This is a genomic window from Shinella yambaruensis (genome assembly GCF_050859155.1).
In the GTDB taxonomy this organism is placed as follows: Bacteria; Pseudomonadota; Alphaproteobacteria; order Rhizobiales; family Rhizobiaceae; genus Shinella; species Shinella yambaruensis.
This window is the reverse complement of sequence record NZ_CP150638.1, coordinates 837,652-863,551: the sequence shown is the minus strand read 5'-3', so window position 1 is coordinate 863,551 and position 25,900 is coordinate 837,652. Positions and strand designations below refer to the sequence as shown.

At 66.0% G+C, this 25,900-nt stretch carries 32 protein-coding genes and 1 tRNA gene; 18 read left to right on the top strand and 15 right to left on the bottom strand.

Annotated elements, in window-relative coordinates:
- Window positions 1-52 precede the first annotated feature (52 nt).
- Window positions 53-283: a DUF6894 family protein gene (locus tag WMC41_RS04220; RefSeq protein WP_244767740.1), complete on the top strand. Its 231-nt coding sequence runs from the start codon at window positions 53-55 to the stop codon at window positions 281-283.
- On the opposite strand, the gene WMC41_RS04215 is transcribed toward WMC41_RS04220, so the two are convergent.
- Together WMC41_RS04215 and WMC41_RS04210 are read right to left on the bottom strand one after the other, a co-directional pair.
- Window positions 276-1,007, bottom strand: coding sequence for a Crp/Fnr family transcriptional regulator (locus tag WMC41_RS04215; protein ID WP_272804693.1), 732 nt, complete (start codon window positions 1,005-1,007; stop codon window positions 276-278). The genes WMC41_RS04220 and WMC41_RS04215 overlap by 8 nt on opposite strands.
- Window positions 1,008-1,186: 179 nt before the next feature.
- On the bottom strand, window positions 1,187-1,435 hold the full coding sequence (locus WMC41_RS04210) for a DUF6894 family protein (RefSeq protein ID WP_244767742.1): 249 nt from the start codon (window positions 1,433-1,435) through the stop codon (window positions 1,187-1,189).
- Between the two features lie 405 nt (window positions 1,436-1,840).
- Between WMC41_RS04210 and WMC41_RS04205 the strand changes: the two genes are divergently transcribed.
- The 3 genes from WMC41_RS04205 to WMC41_RS04195 all read left to right on the top strand — a co-directional run bounded on the left by WMC41_RS04205 (window position 1,841) and on the right by WMC41_RS04195 (window position 3,277).
- A complete protein-coding gene (locus tag WMC41_RS04205; protein ID WP_244767743.1) occupies window positions 1,841-2,023 on the top strand; it encodes a hypothetical protein in 183 nt (60 codons plus the stop codon).
- 84 nt (window positions 2,024-2,107) lie between these two features.
- Window positions 2,108-2,608: a ferritin-like domain-containing protein gene (locus WMC41_RS04200; RefSeq protein ID WP_244767744.1), complete on the top strand. Its 501-nt coding sequence runs from the start codon at window positions 2,108-2,110 to the stop codon at window positions 2,606-2,608.
- 78 nt (window positions 2,609-2,686) lie between these two features.
- Window positions 2,687-3,277 (top strand): cysteine hydrolase family protein, encoded by a 591-nt coding sequence (locus WMC41_RS04195; protein WP_432347105.1) that lies wholly within the window; start codon window positions 2,687-2,689, stop codon window positions 3,275-3,277.
- 85 nt (window positions 3,278-3,362) lie between these two features.
- Here the strand turns inward: WMC41_RS04195 and WMC41_RS04190 are convergent, their stop codons facing one another.
- From WMC41_RS04190 to WMC41_RS04180, 3 genes are all read right to left on the bottom strand, one after another.
- Window positions 3,363-4,328 carry an SDR family oxidoreductase gene (locus WMC41_RS04190; protein ID WP_432347104.1) on the bottom strand — a complete coding sequence of 322 codons (966 nt, stop codon included), beginning with the start codon at window positions 4,326-4,328 and terminating at the stop codon, window positions 3,363-3,365.
- Window positions 4,329-4,338: 10 nt separating this feature from the next.
- A complete protein-coding gene (locus WMC41_RS04185) occupies window positions 4,339-4,695 on the bottom strand; it encodes a hypothetical protein (protein WP_432348254.1) in 357 nt (118 codons plus the stop codon).
- A 403-nt stretch (window positions 4,696-5,098) separates the two neighbouring features.
- Window positions 5,099-5,362, bottom strand: coding sequence for a hypothetical protein (locus tag WMC41_RS04180; protein ID WP_244767747.1), 264 nt, complete (start codon window positions 5,360-5,362; stop codon window positions 5,099-5,101).
- Window positions 5,363-5,560: 198 nt separating this feature from the next.
- Here WMC41_RS04180 and WMC41_RS04175 point away from each other — a divergent pair, with 198 nt between their 5' ends.
- Window positions 5,561-7,099 (top strand): sensor histidine kinase, encoded by a 1,539-nt coding sequence (locus tag WMC41_RS04175; RefSeq protein WP_432347103.1) that lies wholly within the window; start codon window positions 5,561-5,563, stop codon window positions 7,097-7,099.
- Between the two features lie 12 nt (window positions 7,100-7,111).
- On the opposite strand, the gene WMC41_RS04170 is transcribed toward WMC41_RS04175, so the two are convergent.
- Genes WMC41_RS04170 through WMC41_RS04160 form a run of 3 tightly spaced genes read right to left on the bottom strand, consistent with a single transcriptional unit; the run spans window position 7,112 to window position 9,101 of the window.
- The gene (locus tag WMC41_RS04170) at window positions 7,112-7,654 is read right to left on the bottom strand and encodes a DNA-3-methyladenine glycosylase (protein WP_432347102.1); all 543 of its coding nucleotides are present in this window, start codon (window positions 7,652-7,654) and stop codon (window positions 7,112-7,114) included.
- Window positions 7,655-7,668: 14 nt separating this feature from the next.
- Complete coding sequence (locus WMC41_RS04165) at window positions 7,669-8,364, bottom strand: DUF72 domain-containing protein (protein ID WP_432348252.1); 696 nt, start codon at window positions 8,362-8,364, stop codon at window positions 7,669-7,671.
- Window positions 8,365-8,375: 11 nt separating this feature from the next.
- Window positions 8,376-9,101, bottom strand: coding sequence for an endonuclease/exonuclease/phosphatase family protein (locus WMC41_RS04160; RefSeq protein ID WP_432347101.1), 726 nt, complete (start codon window positions 9,099-9,101; stop codon window positions 8,376-8,378).
- A 149-nt stretch (window positions 9,102-9,250) separates the two neighbouring features.
- Between WMC41_RS04160 and WMC41_RS04155 the strand changes: the two genes are divergently transcribed.
- Both WMC41_RS04155 and ligD read left to right on the top strand, forming a co-directional pair.
- A complete protein-coding gene (locus WMC41_RS04155) occupies window positions 9,251-10,102 on the top strand; it encodes a Ku protein (RefSeq protein WP_432347100.1) in 852 nt (283 codons plus the stop codon).
- Window positions 10,103-10,104: 2 nt separating this feature from the next.
- Window positions 10,105-12,654: a DNA ligase D gene (gene ligD / locus WMC41_RS04150; RefSeq protein WP_432347099.1), complete on the top strand. Its 2,550-nt coding sequence runs from the start codon at window positions 10,105-10,107 to the stop codon at window positions 12,652-12,654.
- 1 nt (window position 12,655) lies between these two features.
- On the opposite strand, the gene WMC41_RS04145 is transcribed toward ligD, so the two are convergent.
- Together WMC41_RS04145 and WMC41_RS04140 are read right to left on the bottom strand one after the other, a co-directional pair.
- Window positions 12,656-13,453, bottom strand: a complete 798-nt coding sequence (locus tag WMC41_RS04145) for a Ku protein (RefSeq protein WP_432347098.1) — start codon at window positions 13,451-13,453, stop codon at window positions 12,656-12,658.
- Window positions 13,453-13,674 (bottom strand): hypothetical protein, encoded by a 222-nt coding sequence (locus tag WMC41_RS04140; RefSeq protein WP_244767754.1) that lies wholly within the window; start codon window positions 13,672-13,674, stop codon window positions 13,453-13,455. Before WMC41_RS04140 ends, WMC41_RS04145 begins: the two co-directional genes overlap by 1 nt.
- A 115-nt stretch (window positions 13,675-13,789) precedes the next feature.
- On the opposite strand from WMC41_RS04140, the gene WMC41_RS04135 reads away from it, so the two are divergent.
- From WMC41_RS04135 to WMC41_RS04125, 3 genes are read left to right on the top strand one after another with little or no spacing between them, the layout of a single operon-like run.
- Complete coding sequence (locus WMC41_RS04135; RefSeq protein ID WP_432347097.1) at window positions 13,790-14,407, top strand: flavodoxin family protein; 618 nt, start codon at window positions 13,790-13,792, stop codon at window positions 14,405-14,407.
- A gap of 2 nt (window positions 14,408-14,409) precedes the next feature.
- Window positions 14,410-14,706, top strand: a complete 297-nt coding sequence (locus WMC41_RS04130; RefSeq protein ID WP_244767756.1) for a DUF3175 domain-containing protein — start codon at window positions 14,410-14,412, stop codon at window positions 14,704-14,706.
- A gap of 7 nt (window positions 14,707-14,713) precedes the next feature.
- Complete coding sequence (locus tag WMC41_RS04125) at window positions 14,714-15,229, top strand: cupin (RefSeq protein ID WP_432347096.1); 516 nt, start codon at window positions 14,714-14,716, stop codon at window positions 15,227-15,229.
- Here the strand turns inward: WMC41_RS04125 and WMC41_RS04120 are convergent.
- Window positions 15,226-15,666, bottom strand: a complete 441-nt coding sequence (locus WMC41_RS04120) for a PPC domain-containing DNA-binding protein (RefSeq protein WP_244767758.1) — start codon at window positions 15,664-15,666, stop codon at window positions 15,226-15,228. The genes WMC41_RS04125 and WMC41_RS04120 overlap by 4 nt on opposite strands.
- 203 nt (window positions 15,667-15,869) lie before the next feature.
- On the opposite strand from WMC41_RS04120, the gene WMC41_RS04115 reads away from it, so the two are divergent.
- The 4 genes from WMC41_RS04115 to WMC41_RS04100 all read left to right on the top strand — a co-directional run bounded on the left by WMC41_RS04115 (window position 15,870) and on the right by WMC41_RS04100 (window position 19,262).
- Window positions 15,870-16,133: a hypothetical protein gene (locus WMC41_RS04115; protein ID WP_244767759.1), complete on the top strand. Its 264-nt coding sequence runs from the start codon at window positions 15,870-15,872 to the stop codon at window positions 16,131-16,133.
- Window positions 16,134-16,467: 334 nt separating this feature from the next.
- Window positions 16,468-17,844: a M10 family metallopeptidase gene (locus WMC41_RS04110; protein WP_272804684.1), complete on the top strand. Its 1,377-nt coding sequence runs from the start codon at window positions 16,468-16,470 to the stop codon at window positions 17,842-17,844.
- 216 nt (window positions 17,845-18,060) lie between these two features.
- Window positions 18,061-18,396, top strand: a complete 336-nt coding sequence (locus WMC41_RS04105) for a hypothetical protein (protein ID WP_244767761.1) — start codon at window positions 18,061-18,063, stop codon at window positions 18,394-18,396.
- Between the two features lie 119 nt (window positions 18,397-18,515).
- On the top strand, window positions 18,516-19,262 hold the full coding sequence (locus WMC41_RS04100; RefSeq protein ID WP_432347095.1) for a class I SAM-dependent methyltransferase: 747 nt from the start codon (window positions 18,516-18,518) through the stop codon (window positions 19,260-19,262).
- 40 nt (window positions 19,263-19,302) lie between these two features.
- Here the strand turns inward: WMC41_RS04100 and WMC41_RS04095 are convergent.
- Window positions 19,303-19,377: transfer RNA gene (locus tag WMC41_RS04095), tRNA-Gln, on the bottom strand.
- Window positions 19,378-19,601: 224 nt separating this feature from the next.
- Here WMC41_RS04095 and WMC41_RS04090 point away from each other — a divergent pair.
- A complete protein-coding gene (locus WMC41_RS04090; RefSeq protein ID WP_244767763.1) occupies window positions 19,602-19,898 on the top strand; it encodes a cupin in 297 nt (98 codons plus the stop codon).
- Window positions 19,895-20,839: an MBL fold metallo-hydrolase gene (locus WMC41_RS04085; protein WP_288080825.1), complete on the top strand. Its 945-nt coding sequence runs from the start codon at window positions 19,895-19,897 to the stop codon at window positions 20,837-20,839. Before WMC41_RS04090 ends, WMC41_RS04085 begins: the two co-directional genes overlap by 4 nt.
- 27 nt (window positions 20,840-20,866) lie before the next feature.
- On the opposite strand, the gene WMC41_RS04080 is transcribed toward WMC41_RS04085, so the two are convergent.
- A complete protein-coding gene (locus tag WMC41_RS04080) occupies window positions 20,867-21,772 on the bottom strand; it encodes a DUF1499 domain-containing protein (RefSeq protein WP_432348251.1) in 906 nt (301 codons plus the stop codon).
- A gap of 265 nt (window positions 21,773-22,037) precedes the next feature.
- On the opposite strand from WMC41_RS04080, the gene WMC41_RS04075 reads away from it, so the two are divergent.
- Window positions 22,038-22,418, top strand: coding sequence for a hypothetical protein (locus tag WMC41_RS04075; protein ID WP_432347094.1), 381 nt, complete (start codon window positions 22,038-22,040; stop codon window positions 22,416-22,418).
- A gap of 213 nt (window positions 22,419-22,631) precedes the next feature.
- The gene (locus tag WMC41_RS04070; protein WP_432347093.1) at window positions 22,632-22,889 is read left to right on the top strand and encodes a hypothetical protein; all 258 of its coding nucleotides are present in this window, start codon (window positions 22,632-22,634) and stop codon (window positions 22,887-22,889) included.
- 12 nt (window positions 22,890-22,901) lie between these two features.
- Here the strand turns inward: WMC41_RS04070 and ppdK are convergent, their stop codons facing one another.
- Both ppdK and WMC41_RS04060 read right to left on the bottom strand, forming a co-directional pair.
- Complete coding sequence (gene ppdK, locus WMC41_RS04065) at window positions 22,902-25,568, bottom strand: pyruvate, phosphate dikinase (protein WP_272804681.1); 2,667 nt, start codon at window positions 25,566-25,568, stop codon at window positions 22,902-22,904.
- A 173-nt stretch (window positions 25,569-25,741) separates the two neighbouring features.
- On the bottom strand, window positions 25,742-25,888 hold the full coding sequence (locus WMC41_RS04060) for a hypothetical protein (RefSeq protein ID WP_244767768.1): 147 nt from the start codon (window positions 25,886-25,888) through the stop codon (window positions 25,742-25,744).
- Between the last annotated feature and the right edge of the window lie 12 nt (window positions 25,889-25,900).

The window sequence follows — 25,900 nt, the reverse complement described above, 5'->3', positions numbered from 1 at the left end:
ACTTCGCGGCTTCACCAGTCAGTAGGAGAGCCAAAGCTGTCCCGAGGCGAACATGACCCGCTACTTCTTTCACATCTGCAGTCGAACGGAACGGATCGAGGATCGGGAAGGCGCGGATTTCGACACGGTGCAGGCGGCCTTGGCCGAGGCGCGGCTTGCAGCCCGCGAGATACTGGCCGAGGATGTCCGCAAGGGGCAGGTCGACGAGACGCGCTTCTGCGAGATTGCCGACGAACGGGGGCGGCTGGTGGCCCGCGTTCCCTTCAGCGAGGCGCTCAGATAACGGATCGCGAGACGATGGTCCCGATGAGCCGTTCATACTCCTTCTCGCATTCGCCATAGGCATCGCGCGCAAAGGCCTCGAGGCCGGCGCGGTTGCGCACGCTGACGACGCCACGCTCGGAATAGATGAGCTTCTTGCCCTCCAGCACATGGAGCGCCGTCGTCACGCTGGGGCGCCGCACGGCGAGCATGATCGACATGAATTCGTGCGTCAGGCTGATATCCGACCCGTCCGCCCGGTCGTGACACATCAAGATCCACCGCGCGAGCCGCTCGTCGATGTGGTGCACGGCATTGGACAGCGCCGTATAGGCCTGCTGGACGGCAAGCGCCTGGGTGTAGCGGGAAAGCAGCCTGTGAACCTCCCGATCCTCCGCAAGAACCGCCTTCAGGTCCGGAACGGGGATCCGGTAGGCTTGCCCGTGCATCTGCATGTGGATGGAGAAGGGATCGGCATCGACATCGAGGACAGCCGAGGTCGGACACATGCCATCCCTTCCGATGATGCCGATCTCGCTATGCTGGCCCTCCGGCGACCGGACGACGACGGACGCGATCCCGTTCTCGAAGAAGTAGGCGTGCTCCATCGGCTGGTGGGGAGAGGAAAGCTGGTACAAGCGGGGAAGCTCTATTCGTTCCAGCCGCCCGGCAAACCGCTCCAGGCTCGTTTCCGGTAAACGCCGAAGCAGGTTGTTCCGGAACCTGCCCTGCCAAACGTCTGCCATCCAACGATCCTATGCGGTTCAGCGACCGCATATCTGCCAAAGGCTTCGGTCTCTCCTAAAGTCAATGGCCGTCCATCTATGATCATAAAATCGGCGAGACAACCCGGCGCCGGGCGTCGGTACGGAAGCGGACAAAGGGGATGGAAGCGTAGCGTGTCCTTCCTGGTTGCGGCCCGGCGTCACAACTGCTGGGCGCCGTGCGGTATCGCCTCCAGAATCAGCCGGAACGTGATGATGGGAACGCGGTTGGCGTCCTGCAGCTCGACGGAAATGCTGTCGATCGGCTCGTTGGGCAGCCCGTCGATCGCCATTTCCGCCAGAAGCGTTTTTGCCTCTTCCCTGGCCTGCGCCAGATTCTCAAAATCGAAACCCCGATCGGGCTGGAGCACGCCGTCCTGATCCTGGATTTTGAAGTAATAACGTCCCATTGCCACCTCCTGGATTGGCTGGACAATGTCGAAGGGAAGCAAACGTTCCTTGGATGTGCGCGGTCGCCGAAGCGAACGGGCGGCCAATGCTCGGGGGAGCCTTGGCAACGGAGCAGCTTGAGGCTCCGTCCAACTGCCGGACGGCGATTGCGCCCTCCCTTCCGGGAGCGCGGACTGTGGCACGGCAAGGGGGCTAGATGAAGCAGAGCGCCGGCTTATGCCGGCTCCGTACGGAATCGTACCGAGACGACGAGCCGTCGGTTTCGCGGCACCTCGCTATGCGTGAGGCCGCGCATGAGGCAGGGCCGCCCCGCCACGGAACGTACGGTTCCGTACGATCCCCGGCGCGGCGGGAACATCCCCTCCCCGCGCACATTTGACTGGCACGATAGCGGGGGAGAGAACATGCAACATCTCGACAAGAAACGCTCGGTGCCGGCACGCAAGGTGTTCGACGTCGTGGCCTATTGCCGGTCTCAGCGCATCAGCGAGTGGGAAACCAGAAAGCTCGTGCGGCTGGTGGGCCGTTTCGCGAGCCGGCTCGAAATCCAGATGAACCTGACAAACCGGCCGGCCCGCTTCCGATAGAAGCCCAATCTTCAGGAACAATCGCCGGATTGCCTTGTTCAATCCCAGGCCGATCAACGGCTCATTCCCAACGAGGAGACTGCAATGCCCACGAAGACACTGGAAGACCTCTTCATCGACGGGGTCAAGGACATCTATTACGCCGAACGCAAGATCATCGCGGCGCTGAAGAAGATGGGACGCGGCGCCAAGGCCGAGGACCTGAAGGCCGCATTCGACAAGCACCTGCAGGAAACGGAAGGCCAGGTCGAACGGCTCGTCCAGGTGTTCGAGATCCTCGGCAAGCCCGCCCGCGGCAAGACCTGCCCCGCCATCGACGGCATTCTCGAGGAAGGCCAGGAGATCCTGGAGGAATTCAAGGAATCGCCGGCCCTCGACGCGGGACTGCTGGCCGCCGCCCAGGCCGTCGAGCACTACGAGATCGCCCGCTACGGCACGCTGAAGTCCTGGGCCCTGCAGCTCGGACACAAGGACGTGGCGCAGCTGCTCGACCAGACGCTTTCGGAGGAAAGCAAGACCGACCAGGCGCTGACCCGGCTGGCCGAAGCGAAGGTGAACCGCGAAGGCAAGTCGAAGGCAGCCTGAACAGGCGGGGGGCCGGCCGCGCGCCGGCCCATTGCCCGCGCCCTGCCATCGGGCGAACCCCTTGCAACGAGTGCCGCCATGTTCGGAAACTGGCGCCATATCTGCGTCGACATGCAGCGAATGTTCGCCGAGGACACGCCATGGCGGGTCGCCTGGCTGGAAGCGGTGTCGCCGCAGGTCATCGAAGTGGCAGCGCGCCACAGCGCCCGCACGATATTCTCACGATTCTGCCCGCCGGCCCGCCCTTCCGATGCGCACGGCATGTGGCGGACCTACTACGAAAAATGGCGGATGATGACGGGCGAGCATCTTCCCCCGGACATGCTCGCCCTCGTTCCCGAGCTTGCGCGCTACTGCCCGCCGGCGACACTCTTCGACAAGCAGACCTATTCGCCCTGGGTCGATGGCCGCCTGCATGCCCGGCTGGCGATTCAGGCCGTCGATACGCTCGTCATCACGGGGGGCGAGACGGATGTCTGCGTGCTGGCGACGGCGCTCGGGGGCATCGATCTCGGCTACCGCGTCATCGTTCTCAAGGACGCGGTGTGCAGCGGGGCCGACGAGACGCATGACGCTTCGCTCACGCTGCTCGGCCATCGCTTCTCCGCCCAGGTGGAATTGCTCCTTACCGAGGATTTTCTCTCGTCCGACCCGGAGCGGGACGGGTAGCAAGGCCCCTTCGTCGAGCCCTGCTTCAGCCATGCGCCAGTGCCGCAACGCGCCGCCCGGCGTGGCATCCCTTGGGAGGATGCCCTCAGTATCCGCCGATGATCGGCAGCACCTCGCCGGTAATGTAGCTGGAGCATTGCGGCGAGGCGAGGAAGACATAGGCGGGCGCCAGCTCCTCCGGTTGGGCGGGGCGCTTCATGGGCGTGTTGGCGCCGAATTTCGCGACGTCCCCGGCCTCTTTGTCGGAGGGGTTGAGCGGCGTCCAGACCGGCCCCGGCGCCACCGCATTGACCCGGATGCCGCGCGGCACGAGCTGGCCGGCGAGCGAACGCGTGAAGGCGTGGATGCCGCCCTTCGTCATCGAATAATCGAGAAGGTCCTTGGACCCTTCGAGGCCGGTGACCGAGCCGGTGTTGATGATGGCCGAACCCGGCTCCATGTGCGGCACCGCCGCCTGCGCCATGAAGAAGTAGCCGTAGAGATTGGTCTTCAGCGTCTCGTCGAAATGCTGCTCGGACAGGTCGAGAATATCCTTCGTGTGAACCTGGAAGGCCGCATTGTTCACAAGGATGTCGAGCCTGCCGAGATCCTTCACCACGCATTTCACCGTCCGCGTGCAGAAGGCCTTGTCCTTGACGTCGCCGGCAAACGCGATGCAGCGCCGGCCCTCCGCCTCGACGGCGGCGATGGTGTCCTTCGCATCCTGCCCCTCGGCGAGATGGCAGATCGCCACGTCCGCGCCCTCGCGGGCAAAGAGCACGGCGACCGCCCGGCCGATACCGGAATCGCCGCCGGTGATGAGCGCGACCTTGCCCGCCAGCTTTTCCGAGCCCTTGTAGAAGGGCGCGTCGTACATCGGTTGCGGATCGAGCTTCGCCTCGTGGCCGGGCTTGGGCTGGTGCTGCTTCGGGAAAGGCGGCACGGGATAGAGGCGCGCGCCGGCCTGCATGGCCTTCGGCTCCTCGTCCCTGCCCTTGCGGTCGGCCTCGGCGACCTCTTCCTGGATATCCCGCTGTTTCGCGGCCGTGCGGGCGGACTGGCTCCGGGTCATGACAGCCTCCTCAGAGTTCGGTGGGACGGATATTGTCGACGCGGACCGTGCCGGCGACGACCTCGCGGGGCCCTTCGACGGGATAGGCGGGATCGCTCTCGTCGACCACGGTGTAGAGCTTCTCGTTGCGGAAGGCGCTCGACGAGGTCGTGGAATTGCCATCGCCCGGCAGGGCGTCGATTTCCATGTAGTCGAGCTCGGCCTCCGCGGCCACGACGCGGGCATCGCCGCTGGAACGGGCGCGCACCACCACCTCGCCCTGGTTGGGCGCGATGTCCCAGTTCGTGTCGCCGGCGGAGGCAATCGGCACCAGGCGGTAGAGTTTCAGCTGCTCGGTATCGGAATAGTCGGCGACGGGGGCCGGCATATCCTGCCGCGGCGCGTTTTCATCGAAACCGGCGGACCAGTCGCGGCCCGGCGTTTCCATGCCGGGAGGCGTGCGGTGCGCCGTGGCATCGTCGCTTCCGGTGATGACGCGCGGCTTCGCACTGGAGACGCCGTCATTGGTCCGGCCGGCCTGGGAGACCGTAAATTGCGGAACGGCGTCGGCATGGATGACCTTTTCACGGCCGGTCTCCGCCGAGACGACGCTGCCCGCGCCCGGCACCGTGCGCGACGCGACGGGCACCACCTGCTCGTCTTCCTCGCGATAGCCGCCATCCGCCGCCTGGCGGCGGCCTTCGTCGTGCAGCGCCTGGCTGCCCGTGACCTCGCCGGCCAACTGCTTGAAGTATCCGGAGATCTTTTCAATCACTCCCATCGTTCTATCCTCATGGCTTGGTTTCGAGGCGGGCCATCGCGGCCTTCAGGATTCCCCTGATCTCGTCGTCGGCGATCTGCTGGGCGGCGAAGGCGGCATCGGGCTCGATGCCGGGATCCTCCTCGTGGTCGATGACCGTTTCATTGTCGCGCGCCATGGCGACCAGCGCCTCGCGCGCTTCGGGAATGGCGGCCACCACCGAGACCAGCTCCACCAGCAGACGCCGGTGCGCATTGATCCTGCCTTCCAGATGAACCGAATTGTCGATGGCCATGCTTGCCTCCCGGGATATCAGGCAAACGGGAGGACCGGACGATTGTTCCGAACGTCTCGCCGGCGCGGACCGGTGCGGACTCCACCGGCCCTGCCGGGACGACAGTACGGTAGATGACCGGCCGTGCCCGGTTGACGAAAGGCCGGGACATGTTTCACCCTTCTGGTTAAGGTTGGCCGACGCACTTGGGGGATAGCGGTGCCGCGCGGGCTGAACATCCATTTCACGCTGGCAAGGGCGGCCGCGATGATCATCGTCGCGATGTTCGTCTCATTGCTGCTCATGCTCGGCCTGTGGCTCAACACGAGCTATCACGACGCGGTTCGCCGCACCGAGGAGCGCGCCGTCGCCGCCTCCAAGATCGTCGCGAGCAACGTGTCCCTCATCGATTCCCTGGCGCGGCAGGCCTTGCAGCGCATAGACGAGGCGCTCGGCGAGACCATCACGCCGCCGGCATCCACCAGCGTCAGAAACATCGACGAGGCCGTCGCGGACCTTCCCGGCCAGGTGAAGGCCTATGTGGTCGATGACGAAGGTCTGACCCTCTATTCGACCGATCCGATGGTGAAGCCGATCAGCATCGTCGACCGGCCGTATTTCTCGGAACTGGCGAAGGGCACGAAGCAGCACGTCTCAAGCCTGCTGATCAGCCGCCTCAACGGCGAGCAGATCTTTGCCTTCAGCCGAAGGCTGGAGCGAAACGGCCGGTTCGCCGGCGCCGCCGTCGTTTCCTTCGAGGTCAGGGTCCTCGCCGATGTCTGGGAGGCCGTCGATCTCGGCCCGAACTCCACGGTCAGCTTCGCCCGGTCCGACGGCCAGCTCGTCGCCCGCTATCCGCTCGCCGACGGGCCGCTCGACATGAGCAAATACGTGCTTTTCACGGATTACCTGCCCAAGGCGCCGACCGGCACCTACGACGCCATCTCGCCCGTCGACGGCGCCCACCGCATCGTCGCCTATCGGACCGTCGATGGCGCGAGGTTCATCGCGCTCGCTTCGGCCGACTACGATTTCGGCATCCAGCGCTTCCGGCGGGACGTGACGGTGGCGATCGCGGTGCTGATCCTCGCAAGCGTCAGCCTTCTGGCCGCGGGCCAGTGGATCCGTCATCTGCGGCAGCGCGATGCGGCACAGTCCCAGCTGCTCAGAAACGCCCTTGCCGACAACCAGCTGCTCCTTCGCGAGGTCCATCACCGCGTCAAGAACAACCTGCAGGCCGTCCAGAGCATCATCCAGCTCCAGCGCCTGCCGGACGAGGTCCAGCAATCGCTGGTCGACCGCATCTCCTCCATGGTCGCGGTGCACGAGAAGATCTACCGACATGACGAGTTTTCCCGCCTGTCAGCGCGGGACCTGCTGACCTCGGTGGTCGAGAAGCTGATGGCAGCCTACGGCGCGCCCGTCACCGTGACCTACGAGATCGACGACCTCGCCGTCTCCACCGACAATGCGACCCCGCTCGCCCTGCTGGTGAACGAGCTGCTGACCAACATCCTGAAATATGCCTTTCCGGACGGCCGCGCGGGCCGGATCTCCATCGTGCTCACGGCCATCGGGGGGCGGCGGGCCCGGCTCACCGTCCACGACGACGGCATCGGCTTCGATCCGCAGGCCGTCAAACAGGGTATGGGAAGCCGGCTGATCCGGGGCGTCGTCAACCAGCTCAACGGCACCCACACCTTCGACGGGAGCAATGGAACGACCTTCACCGCCGAGCTGGACATCGTGGAGCCTTAGGAGCGCCGTTGGTCAGATCGGCTTGCTGAGATAGGGCGATCCCTTTACCGCGAAGCGCCACGGGCGTTCGGCGGCCTTGCTGATGCCGATGCGGACACCGCTTGCCGAAACGGGCACCTCGAACGGCGGCTCCAGGGAAAAGGGCGCGTCGAGGACCGAAAGTCCGTTCATCTCGCCGGTTACGGCAAGCGCCCGGCACAGATTGCCCGGCCCGTTGCACAGCTTGCGCGCAGCGGTGACCGCACGGCGCGCCATCATCGTCTCAAGCCCGTGCGTCGGCTCCAGCGCGCGGATGAGCACCGCGCTGCCCCGCTCGCAGACGACGTTGAGGCACCAGTGCAGGCCATAGGATCGATAGACATAGACCCGGCCCGGCTCGCCGAACATCGCGGCATTTCCAGCCGTCGGCCCGCGAAAACTGTGCGACGCCTCGTCGTCCTGGCGGTAGGCCTCGGTTTCCACGACGAGCCCTCCGACACCATCGACCAGCAGGCGGGCCCCCAGAAGGTCGGCGGCGACGGCGACCACGTCACGCGCGAAGAAACGTTCATCCATCCCGTGGCCCGCCGTCAAACCATTTGATCGCGCATCGTCAGCGCATTCTCGATGGCGGCGCCGGAGGCCGTGTTGTCGAAGACGCACCAGCTATCGACGGCGAGGCGCTTCGCGAAGGCACGGATCTCGGCATCGCCGTAGCTGGAGTAATAGATTTCGGGCACGCCATGCAACCGGACATATCGGGGCGCCTCGTGGAAATCGGACGCCGGCCAGACCGGCGCAGGATCGGCCAAAACGCGATCGATCGCATGGTGTTGCAGGAGCGTGCGCGCCGGCGGCGACGCCCAGCTTTTGTGGCGCGGCTCGAGCACGAGAGTGCCGGTAAAGACGCGGCGCATGGCCGCGAACGCGTTTTCGGCGTCTCCGGCATCGAACCGAAGGCTCGGCGGCAGCTGGCACAGCAGCGGCCCGAGCTTGCCACCCAGCGCCGAAACCTCGTCGACGAATGCCTCGAAGAGCCGATCGACGTTCCGCAAGCGCGCGCCATGCGTGATTTCGCGCGGTATCTTCACCGCGAAACGGAAATGATCCGGCACCGACCCCGCCCAGCGTTCGAATGTCGTCTTCTGGTGGTGGCGATAGAAGGTCGAGTTGACCTCCACGCCGTTGAAGACGGCGGCATATCTTTCGAGGCCGCTTCCGGTTTCGGGAAACCGGTCGGCAACCGCCTTCGGGATCGACCATGCCACCGTTGCGATAAAGGGCATCTTTTCCCGCATCACGCGATCTCCAGGTCGACGCAGAGCGGCAGGTGGTCGGACGCCCGACGGGCGAGCGGCGTATCGTGCACGAAGGCCCTGCGGGCGGCGATCCCCTCGCCGATGAAGATGTGATCGATGCGCAGCAGCGGCAGGCGGGAGGGAAAGGTCGCGGCAAGCCGTCCGCCGGCTTCGACCTGCGCATCCTTGAGGCGGCGAACGAGCAGGCGATAGGACGGCGAGCGGGAGACCGCGTTGAGATCGCCGGCAAGGACGACGCGCGCATCGTCCGGCATCGGCGCACCGAGCCAGCCCGGCCCGATCAGGGCCTCGGTCTGCCGCACGCGCTCGGCGCCGAACAGGCCGAGATGGGTGACGAAGACCTGCAGCTTCACGTCGTCGAAAGGCACCTCCACCCACAGCGCACCCCGCGGCTCGCCGCGCGAGGGAAGCCCGCCGGCCTTGACGAGGCGCGTCGGCAGCGCCGTCAGCAGCGCGTCGCCGTACCGTTCCTCTTCCAGGTGCAGCGCCGGATGGAAGTGCGAGGCCATGCTGAGGTGATTGGCGATGGCCTGCGCCTGGTCGATGCCGCCGCTGCGCGCCCGCGCGACGTCCACCTCCTGCAGCGCGACGATATCGGCTTCGCATTCGGCGATCACCGCGGCGATGCGGCCGGGGTCGAGCTTCCGGTCCGTGCCGAAGCAACTGTGCGCATTGTAGGTCATGATCCTCAGCCGCCTGCCCATACCGTCCTCGCGTTGTTTCGGACGCCTCGGGAACACGAAAAGCCCCGTTTTCGTTCCGCGCCGGAATTGCCGCATGATGCCGCCGGCACGAGGCCGGGAACATTTGCGGCATGCCGGCATTGCTTCCGCTTTGAAGCGGGAGAACGGGCGTGGCGCCGAGAGCGAACTGGAAAGGCTTCCTGAAGGTGGGTGAACTGGTGTGCCCGGTCGCGCTCTACACGGCCGCCTCGACCAGCGAACGCATCGCCTTCCACATGCTGAACCGCAAGACCGGCCACCGGCTGCACCGGGAATTCGTCGACAGCGAGACGGGCAAGGTGGTGGAGCGCGAGGATCAGGTGAAGGGTTACGAGGCGGGTGAGAACGACTATATCACGCTCGATCCCGAGGAGGTCGCCTCGGCGGTGCCCGAGAGCGACAAGACGATGGAGATCGAGGCGTTCATCGCCTGCGACGACATCGACGACCTCTATTTCGACAAACCCTATTATCTTGCGCCGTCCGACAGGCACGGCGAAGAGGCCTTCGCGCTGATCCGCGAGGGCATGAAGACGAAGAAAGTGGCGGCACTGGCCGAGACCGTGCTGTTCCGCCGGGTGCGTACCCTCCTCATCCGCCCCCACGGGGAAGGTCTCATCGCGACGACGCTGAGCTACGACTACGAAGTGCGCTCCGCCGAGGAGGCCTTTTCGGAGATCCCCGCCTTCAAGCTCAAGGGCGAGATGCTGGACCTGGCCGAGCACATCATCAAGACGAAGAGCGGCCGCTTCGATCCGAAGACCTTCGACGACCGTTACGACGCGGCGCTCGCCGAGGTGGTCAAGGCGAAGATCGAGGGCCGGAAGATCAAACGTGTCACGCAGAAGGCCGAGGGCAAGGTCATCGACCTCATGGAGGCCCTGCGGCGGAGCGCCGGTGAAAACGAGAAACCGGCAAAGCGCGGCAGGAAGAAGGCCGCGGCCACAGGCAAGACGGCGGCAAGCCGACGCAAGGCAGGGTGATCATGGCGACGCTGGACGTCTACCGGCAAAAGCGGGACTTCAAGACCACATCCGAACCACGCGGCAGGAAGGCCCGCAAGGGCGGCCACAGCTTCGTCATCCAGAAGCACGACGCGACGCGCCTGCACTACGATTTCCGCATCGAAATGGACGGCGTGCTCAAGAGCTGGGCGGTGACGCGCGGCCCCAGCCTGGTGCCGAGCGAAAAGCGGCTGGCCGTGCATGTGGAGGACCACCCGCTCGCCTATGGCGATTTCGAAGGCACGATCCCCAAGGGTGAATATGGCGGCGGCACCGTCATCGTCTGGGATCGCGGCACCTGGGCACCGATCGGCGACGCGCGGAAAGCCTATGCCAAGGGCCATCTCGAGTTCACCCTCGACGGCGAGAAGCTGCACGGCCGCTGGCATCTCGTGCGCATGCACGGCAAGCCCGGCGAGAAGCGCGAGAATTGGCTGCTGATCAAGGGCGACGACGAATTCGCCATGCCCGACGGCGATGACGACCTGCTTGATGAGCGGCCGGAATCGGTGAAAACGGGGCGGGACATCGCCGACGTCGCAGGGGAGGAACCGGGCTGGTCCTCAAAGACCGGACGCATCCGCAAGTCCTCCGGAAGGAAGGCGAAGGCCGACCCCGTGAAGGCGGAACCGGATACGGAGGCGCCCGATCCCTCGGGCCTCAAGGGCGCGCGCAAGGCGAACCTGCCGGATTTCCTGCCGCCGACGCTGGCGATGCTCGCAGCCGCGCCGCCCCCCGGCGCGCGCTGGCTGCACGAGATCAAGTTCGACGGCTACCGGCTCCAGGCGCGCATCGAGGCGGGCCGGGTCAAGCTCCTCACCCGCAGCGGGCTGGACTGGACGAAGAAATTCGGCAAGCCGGTGGTCGCGGCGCTTGCCGCGCTGCCGGTCGGCAAGGCGCTGATCGACGGCGAGCTCGTCGTCGAGACGGGCGCCGGGGCGTCCGACTTCTCCGCCCTCCAAGCCGATCTCAGCGCGGGCCGGAACGACCGCTTCACCTTCTACGTCTTCGACCTTCTCCATCTCGACGGTTATGACCTGACGCGCCTGCCGCTCGAGGCGCGCAAGGCCCTCCTCGAAAAGCTCGTGCCGGAAACCGGGGGCATCCTGCGTTACAGCGGCCATTTCGACGAGAACGGCGCGCTGGTGCTGCGCCATGCCTGCCGCCTCAGCCTCGAAGGCGTCGTCTCCAAGCTGCGCGACGCCCCCTATCGCGAAGGCCGCAGCAAGGGCTGGATCAAGTCGAAATGCTCGGCCCGGCAGGAATTCGTCATCGGCGGCTATGCCCCCTCCACCGTCTCGCGCCAGGCGATCGGCTCATTGCTGCTCGGTGTCTACAAGAACGGCAGGCTGGAGCCGGTCGGCCGGGTCGGCACCGGCTTCAGCACGCCCGTTGCCGCCGATCTCTTCAAACGCCTCTCGCGCATGCGGACGGACGAAAGCCCCTTCGGCCGGAAACTGACGGCCGAGGAGGCGCGACAGGCCCGCTATGTGCGGCCGGACCTGGTGGCCGAAGTGGAGTTCCGCGCCTGGACGGCCGATGGGCATCTGCGCCATGCTTCGTTCCGGGGCCTGAGGGAAGACAAGCCGGCAAGGGAGGTCGTCGCCGAAATGCCGAAGTCCAAGACATCCGCCGCGCCGAAGGCGGAAAAGCCGCCGCGCCGCACCGTGCGCCTCACCCATCCCGACCGGGTCTATTGGCCCGGCGAAGGCGTCACCAAGGAAGGGCTGGCGGACTACTATACCGAGGTCTGGCGCTATATCGCCCCGCATATCGTCGGCCGCCCGCTCGCCCTTCTGCGCGCGCCGAGCGGCATCGACGGGCAGACCTTCTTCCAGAAGCATGCCTGGAAGGGCATCAACGCCCATATCGTCGAAGTGCAGGATCCGGCGGAAAAGGACGACGAACCCTATGTGGCGATCGAGGATCTCGACGGGCTGATGAGCCTCGTTCAGTCGGCCGTGCTGGAAATCCACCCCTGGGGCTCGACGCTCGCCGACTGGGAGCGTCCGGACCGCATCATCATGGACCTCGATCCCGGCGAGGGCGTCGCATGGCAGGCGGTCATCGATGCCGCCGAGGAGACACGCAAGCGCCTCGAAGCCGCCGGGCTCAATGCCTTCGTCAAGACCTCCGGCGGCAAGGGGCTTCATGTCTGCGCCCCGCTCAAGCCGTCCGCCCGCTGGCCGGCGATCAAGGCCTTCTGCAAGGGCGTCGCTGACGCCATGGCGAAGGACAGCCCGGACAAATATGTCTCGACCATCACAAAGTCGAAGCGCCGGGGAAAGATCCTCATCGACTACCTGCGCAACCAGCGCGGCATGACGGCGGTCGCCCCCTATTCCACCCGCGCCCGTCCCGGCGCCGCCGTCTCCATGCCGCTCGCCTGGAGCGAGCTCAGCGCCGATATCGGCCCCGCCTATTTCACGGTGGAGAACACGCCGACGCGTCTTCAGGCGCTTGCGACCGACCCGTGGGCGGATTTCAGAAAGGCTGCGGAACCGTTGAAGACCGGCAAGGCGAAGGGCTGAGCTACCTGCCCTTGCCCTCCGCCTTGATGCTCTTGCGCAGGGCATCCATGATGTTGATGACATTGCCCGACGTCGGCGGCGGTGCCTTCTGCTTCGCCGGACGCTTGCGGCCTTTTTTCTTGGCAGCGATGATGTCGAGCAAGCGGTCCTGGACGGGATCGTCCGCCATCTTCGGGCTCCAGGCCCTGGTGCGCTCCTTGATCAGCGTCTTCACCAGAGACAGGGCCTTGGCGTCCGGCTTCGCGCGCCCGAAGCCGCCGAAATAGTCCTTCTCCTCACGCACCTCTTCGCCGTAGCGCAGCGTCCAGAGCACGATACCCCTGCCACGCGGCTCCAGCATCACCGCCCGCTCCCGTCGATACAGCACCAGCCTGGAGATGCCCACCGTGCCGGTCGAGGCCATCGCCTCGCGGATGACGGAAAACGCCTCCTCGCCCACCGTATCGTTGGGCACCAGGAAATGCGGCGCATCGTACCAGATCCATTTGATGGTCTCGCGCGGGACGAAGGTCTCTATGTCGATCGTGCGCGTGCTTTCCAGCGCCACCGCCTCGATCTCGTCATCCTCCAGCATGACGTAATCGTCCTCGCCGCGCGGATAGCCTTTCACCTCGTCGTCCTCGGCGACGGCCTTTCCGGTCACCGCATCGACATAGCGGCTGACGACGGGATTGCCGGTCTTGCCGTTCAGGGTGCGGAAGCGGACCTTGTCCTCCTGGGAGATCGCCGGCGACATCGCCACCGGGCAGGTGACGAGCGAGAGCTTGAGATAGCCCTTCCAGAAGGCGCGCGGCGCCATCACCGTTTCCTCTCGATGGGCAGATGCCTGGACATGGCGAAGCGCTCGGCGAACTCGATGTCCTCCTGCGTGACGACGGGGATGGGATCGGAAAGGATGGCGAGCAGCGTTTCGCGCGAAATGGAGTTTTCCTCCAGCGCGTCCATCAGGGCACCGCGGGTCTCGCGCTCGGCGCGCAACAGCGCCGCCAGCGCCAGGATCAATCTGTCCTTGTTGTCCATGGGAACCTCCGGAACCGCGTATCTGGAGGTTCTAATGCACGATTGCCGGATCGGTTCCCGGAACAATCGGCGGATGGATCGGTTCGGCATTCGACCCCTATGAAGCGAGGCGAACATGACCCTGACAGCGCTGGCGCTCAACTGCACGCTCAAGACAAGGACCGCCAAGGACCCCTCCTCCACCGACCGCATGCTGAAGCTGCTGGCCGACGCGATGGAACCGCTTGGCGTCACCACGGATTTCCTGCAGCTGGCCGATTTCGATATCAAGCCCGGCGTCACCTCCGACGAAGGCCATGGCGACGACTGGCCGGGCATCCGCCACAAGATCCTCGACGCCGACATTCTCGTCATGGGCACGCCGATCTGGATGGGCCAGCCGTCGAGCGTCTGCAAGCGGGCGTTGGAGCGGATGGACGCCTTCCTGGAGGAGAAGGACGACGAGGGCCGCATGGTCTCCTATGGCCGGGTCGCCGCCGTCGCCGTTGTCGGCAACGAGGACGGCGCGCATCATGTCTCGGCCGAGCTTTTCCAAGCGCTGAACGACGTCGGCTTCACCATTCCCGCCAATGCCGTGACCTACTGGGTGGGCGAAGCGATGGGCTCGGTCAATTTCGTCGATCTGGAGGACATCCCCGATGTCGTGCGCTCGACGCTGGATCTCGTCGCCCGCAACACGGTGCATGCCGCCCGGCTGTTCAAAGCCCATCCCTATCCCGGCGAAGGAGGCTGAGCATGGCGAAGAAACAGAAGAAGTGGTCGCAGGACGTGACCGAGAACAGCGACGCGATGGACCTCAAGGAGGGCGTCTTCAAGCAGGGCAGCGCAAAAAAGATCGCGCAGTCCCTGAAGCATTCGGCGGAGGAAAGCGACCGGCGCAAATCCAGCCCTTTCCGCTCGGCCATGTCCATGCTGACATTCTACATCAACCGCGCCGGCGACCAGCTTTCGAAACGCCGGCGCGACACATTGGAAAAGGCCAAGGACGAGTTGCGCAAGGATTTCGGCCGGGAACCGAAGAAAGGCAAGTGAGACGACGATGAAACAACCGGAAACGCTGTTCTTCCCCGCCAGCGAATGGGTGCCGAACCATCCGTTCCTGCCGGTGCTCGTCTATCGCGATGTGCTGGCGGCAGGCGAGAAGGATCGTGCCCGTGCCTTCGAGCGGCTGTTTTACGACGCGGGCTGGCAAGGCCTTTGGCGCAACGGCGTCTTCTCCTACCAGCATTACCACGTCGGCGCCCATGAGGTGCTCGGCATCGCGGCAGGAAGCGCCGAGCTCCTGATCGGCGGGCCGGACGGCAGGGCGCTTCAGGTTCGCGCGGGCGACTGCCTTGTGCTGCCGGCCGGCACCGGCCACAAGCAAAATTCCGGAAGTGATGATTTCCGCGTGGTCGGCGGCTATCCGCCCGGCCAACATGCCGACATCGAAACGACGGCAGCCACGTCCGGCGAACTGAAGATCATCGCGAGCCTGCCCCTCCCGAAAAGCGACCCGGTTTACGGCTCGGACGGACCGCTCGTCTCGCTTTGGCGCAAGGACATCCAGGGCTAACCGACGTCGATCAGCGCGATGCCGAGATCGGGGCGCGTCCGCCGCCGCAGGTCGGCCGACGTTTCGCGCAGCATGACCTCCAGCGTGGGCCGGACGTATCCTTCCACCAGGTGGCCGCCCTTCGTGCTTCCGTCCGGAAAGCCGAGCACGACGTGGAGATGCAGGCTTGCCTTGCCCTCGTCATCCACCGCTATGTCCCCCAGCATGCTGAGGACCTCCGACTGCACCTCCACGGGTATCTTCCGGTAGTGCTTCGTGTCGAATTCGAAGAAGGCGATGGTTGCGGCGCGAAACGCGCCGATTGCGGTAATCGATGCCGCGGTCAGGCTTTCTCTTTCAGCGAAATCGGTGATGCACCGGAAGGCCTCGTCGCCTTCGTCGAGAACCAGAATATAGGTACGCTCGCCCGCATCGCTTACCAGAAGTTTGTGCTTCATCGTTTGCCTCCCTGATCACAGGGAAAGGTCCGAAACCGGTTTCTGTTCCGCACTCCGCAGCCCGGCCACGAGAATAAACGACGACGGCATGGTGCATGACAGGCGTGCTCCCCAGCTTCGCGTTGCGGCTTTGCGCTCCTCGCGAAGATAGGATAACGGTCCGGCTGCATGCACGCCGCCTGCTTTCGCCGTCGAGGAACACCATGGCCAAGAAACCCAAGCTGGAGCATTCCGAACTGTCCGGCGAGTTCACCGAGGACGGGATTACGGTCCTTGTCGACATCTTCCGGCCGGCGGGAACGCAACAGGACTGGAAGCTGGAGGTCGTCACGGAGAAGGAGGAGCTCTTCGAATGGGACGAGCCCTTCGCCACGGACCGGGAGGCCTTCGACGAGTTCCTCGCGACGGTGGCGCGCGACGGCATCCGGTCGTTCCTCGAGGACGACGACGTGCCGACGACGCATTGACGGCATTCCACCGGCCCGTCGTTAAGTAAGCCTCGCTGCGGGGCGGCTGTCGTCCGGCCGGTTCGACGGCGGACGGACGATCCGCACGATGCCCTCCGCGCCTCGATGCGCCGCCGCCCATGCAACCCGCAGGCGACACGGCGGTAAAACCACAAGTACGACCAAATTTGTTCTTTCGCGCATGAATAAGGCTTCTTGTGCGAACGTCTTGCTGCCATATGATGCCATCGATCCACGGCGGAAACGGTCCGGCGCAGCAAGGCGGCGTGCGGACGGGGGGACACTATCCGTCCGGCGACAACAACGTACGAGCTCTGTTCGAAGGGGGGCAGCAATGACGGGTACGGGTAAATCCACAAAGACGGTCACGGCGACGGGATCGCAGTTCATCGATTCCGTGCTCAGCGGCTTTGCCTGGGACGGCACGGGCGTCACCTATGCCTTTCCCACATCGACGAGCAGCTACTCCTATTCGGGCGAGCCCGACAACAATTTCGGCGCGGTCTCGGCCATGCAGAAGAACGCCGCGCTCTTCGCCATGGAAAAGAGCTTCGGCGGCAAAGCGAACGACGGCTTCTCCGTCGAAGGGTTCACCAACCTGAACTTCTCGGCCGGCTCGAACGGCACCGCCACCTTACGCTTTGCCCAGTCGGACGACGCCAGCCCCACCGCCCATGCCTATTATCCGGACACCGGCGCCACCGGCGGCGACATCTGGTTCAGCACGGAAAATGCCGGCACGATCAACGACTACCGCACGCCGAAGGCCGGCAACTACGCCTGGCACACGCTCATCCACGAGCTCGGCCATGCGCTCGGCCTCAAGCACGCGCATGAAAACGACACGTTCGGCGCGATCCAGAGCGAATGGAACAGTCCCGAATATTCGGTCATGACGTACAACTCCTTCGTCGGCGACGACGCCAGCGGCTACAAATACGAGGAGTTCGGCGCGCCGCAGACCTTCATGATGGCCGACATCTACGCGCTGCAGTACATGTACGGCGCGGACTATACGACCAACAAGGGCAACACCGTCTACAAGTGGAAGCCGGGCAACGGCGATACCTTCGTCAACGGCAAGGTCGCCATCGATGCCGGCGGCAACCGCATCTTCGGCACGATCTGGGACGGCGGCGGCACCGATACCTACGACCTCAGCGCCTACAAGACGGGGCTCGACATCGACCTGCGGCCGGGCGCCTATTCGATGTTCAGCAAGACCCAGCTTGCCTTCCTCGGCGGCGGGCCGAACGACGGCTATGCCCGCGGCAACATCTTCAACGCGCTGCTCTTCAACGGCGACCTGCGCTCGCTCATCGAGAATGCCAAGGGCGGCTCGGGCAACGACAACATCCTCGGCAACGAGGGCAAGAACACCCTGTTCGGCAATGGCGGCAACGACAAGCTCAACGGCGCGGCGGGCAAGGACAAGCTCGACGGCGGCAAGGGCGACGACACGCTGACCGGCGGCAAGGGAACCGACATCTTCGTCTTCAAGAAGGGCTACGGTCGCGACACGATCACCGACTTCAAGAACAATGTCGACGACATCGACCTGCGCTCCTACAAGTTTTCGAGCGTCAACAAGGTGCTGGACAAGGCCGAGCAGGTCGGCAGCGACGTGCATATCGAACTGGGCGGCAACGACGTCCTGATCATCCGGAAGTTCAACATCGACAATCTCGACAAGGCGGACTTCCTCCTGTGACACGAGGCGGAGGGGCCTTGGCGCTGCGGCGGCCCGGCCTCCCCCGCCGCCCTTCAACCGCCGCGCACACTGTTGCAAATCCGCACGTTTGACGCCTCTTCGCTGGGGACGACGGCAAAGTTCGCGTGGCGGCGATTCCCCTTTCCGGCGTGCTGCGCTATGGCGGTGCGAGGCTCACATTCACGGCCGCACCGAAGTCCCAAGGAAATGGCACCCATGAACTCCCGCATTGCAATTCTGGCAGGCGTTGCGCTTGCCCTCGCCGGATGCACCACCGCCGTCGTCGCGTCCAACCCGCTGCAGGCCCGCTGGAACGGCAAGACCGCCGGCAGCTTCTTCGCGGCCTATGGCCCGCCGATCTCCGACACGGCCGGCGCGGGCGGCACGACGCTCTACAAGTGGCGCGGCGGCTTCGTGAAGGGCAAGTCCTGCACGGTGGAGCTGACGGTGAACGAAAGCTACCGGATCAACACCATCCGCGCCGTCGGCGACCGCGTCGACCCGAAGGGCGGGCCGACCCATTGCGAGAAGGTTCTCGACGCCGCCTCGTAAAGGGCAGCCCGACCGCCTTTTCCAAGGCCGCGCGAAGACGCGGCCTTTTTCTTGGAACATTTTCGCTTTTTTAGGCAGAACCGCTGCGCACGCTTGCCGGATTTGCTCCGGGAGGACACATGGACGAAGACCGCCTCTACCACGACCCGGAGCTCGCGGATTTCTACGATCTGGAAAACGGCTGGGAGCGATCGCCGGATTTCGCCTATTGCCGGGCGCTTGCCGAGGAGGCGACGAGCGTGCTCGACCTCGGCTGCGGCACGGGCGAGCTTGCCGTGGCGCTTTCCGGCGGACGCACGGTCGTCGGCGTCGATCCGGCCCCGGCCATGCTCGCCATCGCGCGCGGCAAGCCCGGCGCGGGCGGCATCGATTTCATCGAGGGCGATGCCCGCACGCTGCGGCTCGGCCGTCGTTTCGACCTGGTCGTGCTGACCGGCCACGCCTTCCAGGTCTTCCTGACGCGGGAGGACCGCGCCGCCGCCCTCGCCACCATTGCCGCGCATCTTGCGCCCGGCGGCCGTTTCGTCTTCGACAGCCGCAACCCCGCCTGCCGGGAATGGGAGGAATGGGGACCGGAGGCGTCAATGCGCCTCATCGACCATCCCCGCTTCGGCCCGGTCGCCGCCTGGAACGACGTCGCCCACGATCCGGCGACCGGCATCGTCACCTACGGCACCCATTACGAGATCCGCGCCACCGGCAAACGCCTCTCCGCCGCCTCCCGCATCGCCTTCCCGGACAAGGCGGAGCTGGAGGCGCTGCTTGCCGCGGCAGGCCTTCGCGCGGAGCGCTGGCTCGGGGACTGGGAAGGAAGCGACTGGCAACCGGGCGCAGCGGAGATCATCCCGCTCGGCGGGCTTGGCTGAGCGAGGCTGGCAGATCGCAAGGGCGGTTCCGAAACAGCCGTGGCTGGGGCGCCAGGATTCGAACCTGGGAATGCCGGTACCAAAAACCGGTGCCTTACCGCTTGGCGACGCCCCAACACGGCGGGAGCCTGATAGCAAAGGCGGGCGGCGTGGACAATGCTTAAGTTCCGGTTCGGGGCGATTATTCTCCGGTCGGGCTTTGCCGAAGAGGCGTGATCTGCGGCTTGGTGCTTGGCAGGGGCGCATGGCGGCGATAGGGTCCGGGCGATCGATCGCCCTTTCGGCGGCCGCCCGGCGCAGCCGGCTCGCCCGCCCTGCCCTTTCCTGTGAGGAGCCGCCATGCCCCAGTTCCGCGCCCGCCCGCCGGCAATGCCCACCGTCCTTCTCGACGATGCCGTCGTGCGCGTGACGCGCTGGGATTTCGAGCCGGGCGCCGATACGGGCCATCATGTGCACGGGCTCGGCTATGTCGTCGTGCCGATGACGGACTGCGACTTCCTGATCGAGGAGGAGACCGGCGAGCGGCGGGTGCACACCAAGGCGGGCGCCGTCTACCGGCGCGAGGCGGGCGTGGCGCACAATGTCGTCAACGGCGGCGACACGCCGATGAGCTTCATCGAGATCGAATACAAGTGACGGCCGGGAGCGACACCGGCCGGGAGGCCCCGCAGTTCGACCTCGAATTCAAGCCGGCGCATGGCGAGGCGGTGCCGGTGGCGCCGCGCGTGCAGCGCATCACTGTCAACAATCCGGGCCCCTTCACCTTCCACGGCACGAACAGCTACATCGTCGGCGACCGGTCTGTGGCGGTGATCGACCCCGGCCCCGAGGACGAGGCGCATTTTGCGGCACTGATGCGGGCGCTCGCCGGGCGCGAGGTGACCCATATCGCCGTCAGCCACACCCACCGCGACCACTCGCCGCTCGCCCGCCGGCTGAAGGCGGAGACGGGCGCGATCATCGTCGCGGAGGGGCCGCACCGCGCGGCGCGGCCGCTGCATGCCGGCGAAAGCAATCCCTTCGCGGAAAGCGCGGACGTGGACTTCGTGCCGGACATCGCGCTCGGCCATGGCGAGAGCGTGGCGGGCGACGGCTGGGCGCTGACGGCGCTGCTCACCCCGGGCCACACCGCCAACCACGCCGCCTTCGCGCTCGACGGACCGGACGGCATCGTCTTTTCCGCCGACCATGTCATGGCCTGGGCGACCACCATCGTGGCGCCGCCGGACGGCGCCATGGCGGACTACATGGCCTCGCTCGACCGGCTGCTGGAGCGCGACGACCGGCTCTACCTGCCCGGCCATGGCGGGCCGGTGACCGAGCCGGCGGCATTCCTGCGGGGACTGAGGACCCACCGGCGCATGCGCGAGCGGGCGGTGCGCGAGCGCGTGCGCGCCGGCGACCGGCTGATCGCCGACATGGTGAAGGTGATCTACCGCGAGACGGACCCGCGCCTGCATGGCGCGGCGGCGCTCTCGGTGCTGGCGCATCTGGAGGACCTCGTCGCGCGCGGCGAGGTGGTGACGGACGGTCCGCCGGCGCTGAAGGGGCTCTATTTCCCCGCCCCCGGCCTTTGAGATTCCTGACGCTGGATGCCGGCGCCGTCAGTCGCCGGCAATGCCCAGCAGTTCCGCATCGAGCGCCTTCAGGTAGCCTTCCACCAGCGCCGCGCCGAAGCCGAGGTCGTGCGGGCCGTAGCGCGAGGCGGCGCGCATGTCGACGAGCGTCGTCTCCGCCTCCTCGCGCAGGCGGATGACCACGTCGAAGCGGAAGCCGAAGACGGGCGAGCGCCATTCGCCCTGCAGGAGCACGTCGCCCGGGCCGCCGATGCGGGGAATGGGCGGTGTCTCGAGCGGGCGCGCCTCGGGAACCGGCACGTCGCCGAGCGATTCCTGGCTTTCGGCCACCTTGGCCGGATCGACGACGAGATCCTCTAGGTCCGCGAGGATGTTGTCGAGCCCGTCCTCGGCGGTGATCGTGATTCCATAGGCGGCGGCGACCTTGCGCACGCCCTGGTAGACACGGTCGAGCGCGCCGTCGTAGCGCCGGCCCGACAGGCCGGGATAGGCCGCAAGCTGCACCGCCCGGTCACGCGCCCCGACCGGGCCGATGCGCGGCAGCCAGTCCTGTTCGGCGGCCGGCGCGGCAAGCCAGGGCGGGGCGGCGAGCGTATCCGTCGTCACGTCGTAGAGCGCCGGCTTGTAGAAATAGGCATAGGCGGCGGCACCGGTGAAGCCGAGCGGCAGAAGGCAGAGCAGGAGCGCCGTCAAGGCCGCCTTGCCGCCCCGCGCGCCGACATGCCAGAGCCGCGCAAGGCCGACGGCGGCCAGCAGCACGGCCATGCCCGCCATGGCCGCGGCAAAGCCCGCCAGCGCCAGGAAATGCGGCGTGGTGAGCGGGCCGAAACGATGCGACAGCACGGCGGCGAGGAACAGCAGGCAGGAGAACAGCGCCAGGCGCCGCGCCCAGTGCGCCGCATGCGAAACGGGCCGTTCGTACTGAATCGTGATTGCCATGGCCTCACCGGATGCGCTGCGGCGCTCGCTGCCGCGTCCTTTTCCTACTGCAAATTTGCCGAAACCGGAATCGTTTTAAGACATTGCGGCGCACGCTTCAGGTTCCGCGGAAACCTCAGCGGCACGGCTTTCCTCCATGACCATGCGACATCCTTGCCGGGGACAACAGGCAGCACGCGGTAAAAATCCTTGCGTGCCGCAAATTCGCCACGCTCGTTAACGACGGTTTACGAACGGGGGTAGAGCAAGGAGCAAGACGATGTTGCCGACGCAGACGGCTGCCGACACCGCTATATCCGCGCCCGCGGGCGAACCCGCCCTCCCCCTGAAGCTTCTGGAACTCGAGCTCTCGCTCGACGGCTTTTCCGGCGAGGAGGCCGGCTTTGCCGATGCCGTGCGCATGGCGGCCGACCGTGTCGGCGGCGATTTCCTCTTCGAGCTGCCGGCCTCGGGGCTTGCCGACGATTGCCGGCGCATCGCGGCCCTGCGCGTGCCGCAGGGCGAGGACGGCGCGCTTACCGTGGTCTTCGCGCTGCTCGATACGGAGGGATCGGCCATCCGCGTGGAAAATCCCGACGAGACGACGAAGGACCTCAAGCGCTTCGCCGACGCCTTCGTGGACGTGCTGCAGCGCATCTAGAGCATGTCGCGCAAAAGTGCGCAGCGGTTTTGCGGCAACGACATGCGAAAAAACAAAGAGCTAAAGCGCAGGGAGCGAATCTGAAAGATCGCGACGCGCTTTAGAGCATTCCAGCCGAAGCGGCATCGCTCCGGCGTTTGGAATTGCCGGGAGCCCTTGCCGCGGCGCGCCGACGGGCCTATCCATGGCACGCAACAGTTCGCCGGAGCCCGCATGTCCAAGATGCTTGTTCGTTTCGCCGCCCTCGCCGCCACCGCCCTCTTCCTCGCCGGCTGCCAGACGGCCGCCGAAGTGCGCGCCAATGACGAGGCCCGATGCCGGTCCTACGGTTTTCGCATGGGGACGGACGCCTTTGCCGAATGCCTGCAGCGCATCGATCTCGACCGGCGCGCGGATTTCCGCGCCGCGCGGCTGCAATCGCCGATGTGGGACCGGCCGACCTATGTCTATGTGCCCATCCGGCGGCGCTGAAGCTAAGCGGTCTCAGGCCTTGCCGCTGAACGCCGCCTGCGCGGCCGCAAGGCGCGCGATCGGCACGCGGAAGGGCGAGCAGGAGACGTAGTCGAGCCCGGCCTCCTCGCAGAAATGGATCGAGGCCGGATCGCCGCCGTGCTCGCCGCAGATGCCGAGCTTCAGGTCGGCCCGCGTGCGCCGGCCGCGTTCGGCGGCGATGCGGATGAGCTCGCCCACCCCGTCGAAATCAAGCTGGACGAACGGGTCCTGCTCGACGATGCCCTTCTGGATATAGGTCGACAGGAACGCCGAGGCGTCATCGCGCGAGATGCCGAAGGTGGTCTGCGTCAGGTCGTTGGTGCCGAAGGAGAAGAACTCGGCCGATTCGGCGATGACATGGGCGCGGAGCGCCGCGCGCGGCAGCTCGATCATCGTGCCGACGAGATAGTTGATGGCAACGCCGCTTTCGGCGATCACCGCCTTGGCGACGGCCTCGATGCGGGCCTTCACATAGTCGAGCTCCGCCTTGAGGCCGACGAGCGGCACCATGATTTCCGGCTCCACGGCCGCGCCGGTCGTCCTGGCCGCCTCCACGGCCGCCTCGAAGATGGCGCGGGCCTGCATCTCGGCAATCTCCGGATAGGAGATGGCGAGGCGGCAGCCGCGGTGGCCGAGCATCGGGTTGAACTCGTGCAGCGTATCGACGCGCCGGCGCAGCGCGGCCTCCTCGATGAACAGGGCGGCCGCCACCTCGGCGATCTCCTCGTCGCTCTTCGGCAGGAATTCGTGCAGCGGCGGGTCGAGCAGGCGGATCGTCACCGGCAGGCCGTGCATGATCTCGAAGAGTTCGGCGAAGTCCGAGCGCTGCATCGGCAGGAGCTTTGCCAGCGAGGCGCGGCGGCCGGCCTCGTCCTCGGCGAGGATCATCTCGCGCATCACATTGATGCGGCTGCCCTCGAAGAACATGTGCTCGGTGCGGCAAAGGCCGATGCCCTCCGCGCCGAAGGAGCGTGCGGCGCGGGCATCCGCCGGCGTCTCGGCATTGGTGCGCACCTTCATGCGCCGCGTGCGGTCGGCCCATTCCATGATCCGGCCGAAATCGCCCGACAGCTCGGGCTGGAGCATGGGAATCTCGCCCTTCAGCACCTGGCCGGACGAGCCGTCGATGGTGATGACGTCGCCCTTCTTCAGCGTCAGCCCCTGAGCGACCAGGAGCTCGTTGCGCAGGTCGACGCGCAGCGTGCCGGCACCGGAAACGCAGGGCGTGCCCATGCCGCGCGCGACGACCGCCGCATGGCTGGTCATGCCGCCGCGGGTGGTGAGGATGCCCTCGGCGGCGTGCATGCCGTGAATGTCCTCCGGGCTCGTCTCGATGCGCACGAGGATGACCTTGCGCCCCTCCTCCTCCGCCCTCACCGCGTCTTCCGAGGTAAAGACGATCTCGCCCGTCGCCGCGCCCGGCGAAGCCGGCAGGCCGGAGCCGATGACGTCGCGGCGCGCGCGCGGATCGATGGTCGGGTGCAACAGCTGGTCGAGCGAGGCGGGATCGATACGCGCGACAGCCTCGCCCTCGCTGATCAGGCCTTCCGTCGCCATGTCGACCGCGATCTTCAGCGCGGCCTTGGCGGTGCGCTTGCCCGAACGGGTCTGCAGCATCCAGAGCTTGCCGCGCTCGATGGTGAATTCGAGATCCTGCATGTCGCGGTAATGCCGCTCCAGCCGGTCGCAGATGCCGCGGAATTCCGCGAAGGCTTCGGGCATCAGCTTTTCCAGCGACGGCCGGTCGGAGCCCGACGCGATGCGCGCCTCCTCGGTGATGTTCTGCGGCGTGCGGATGCCGGCGACGACATCCTCGCCCTGCGCATTGACGAGGAACTCGCCGTAGAGCTTGTTCTCGCCCGTCGAGGGATTGCGCGTGAAGGCGACGCCCGTGGCGGAGGAATTGCCGAGATTGCCGAAGACCATGGCCTGGACGTTGACGGCCGTGCCCCAGACGGCGGGGATGTTGTGCAGCGTGCGGTAGGTGACGGCGCGGGCGTTCATCCAGCTTGCGAAGACGGCGCCGATCGCGCCCCAGAGCTGGACCTCCGGATCCTGCGGGAAGGCCTCGCCCAGCTCTTCCTGGATGGTCTGCTTGTAGCGGGCGATGACATGCTGCCACTCCACCGCGGAAAGCTCGGTGTCCTGCTCGTGGCCGAGCCGCCCCTTCTCGTCCTCCAGGATCTCCTCGAAGACCTCGTGGTCGAGGCCCATGACGACGTCGCCATACATCTGGATGAAGCGACGGTAGCTGTCCCAGGCAAAGCGCGCATCGCCCGCATCGTGGCCGAGCGCCTCGACCGTGCGGTCGTTGAGGCCGAGATTGAGCACCGTGTCCATCATGCCGGGCATGGACGCGCGCGCGCCGGAGCGCACGGAGAGCAGCAGCGGCTTCGTCGTGTCGCCGAAGTGGCGGCCGGTGATCGCCTCCATCTGGCGAAGCGCGGCGCGGACCTGATCCTTCAGATCGTCCGGCAGCCGGCGGCCGTTGTCGTAGTAATGGTTGCAGGCGGCGGTGACGATGGTGAGCCCGGGCGGCACCGGCAGGCCGAGATTGCACATTTCGGCAAGGTTCGCGCCCTTGCCGCCGAGCGTGTTGCGATCGCCCGCGCTGCCTTCGGCGCGGCCTCCCCCAAAGGTGTAGACCCACTTGTCCATGCACGCCTCCCCATATGCGTCCTCACAATCTACATGAACTGCATCCTGTTGAAAACGCGGCGCGACAGGTTTTTTGCTGCAATGCATCAAATTTGCAACGGCAATGCAACATTACGAGAGCCGGACAAAAGCTGTGCCCCTGGCGGGAACACGGCCTGGCGCGCCGGCAGGCTTCAGTTTCCCTCGATGGAAAGCCCCTGCTCGTCCACGCGGATCTCGACACCGTCCGGTTTCTTCTCCTGCTGCCAGGCATAATAGGAAAACCCGGCCACCACGACGATGAGGGCGCCGATGATCATGTAAAGTGCGTCTCTGCTCACGTTTGATCCCCA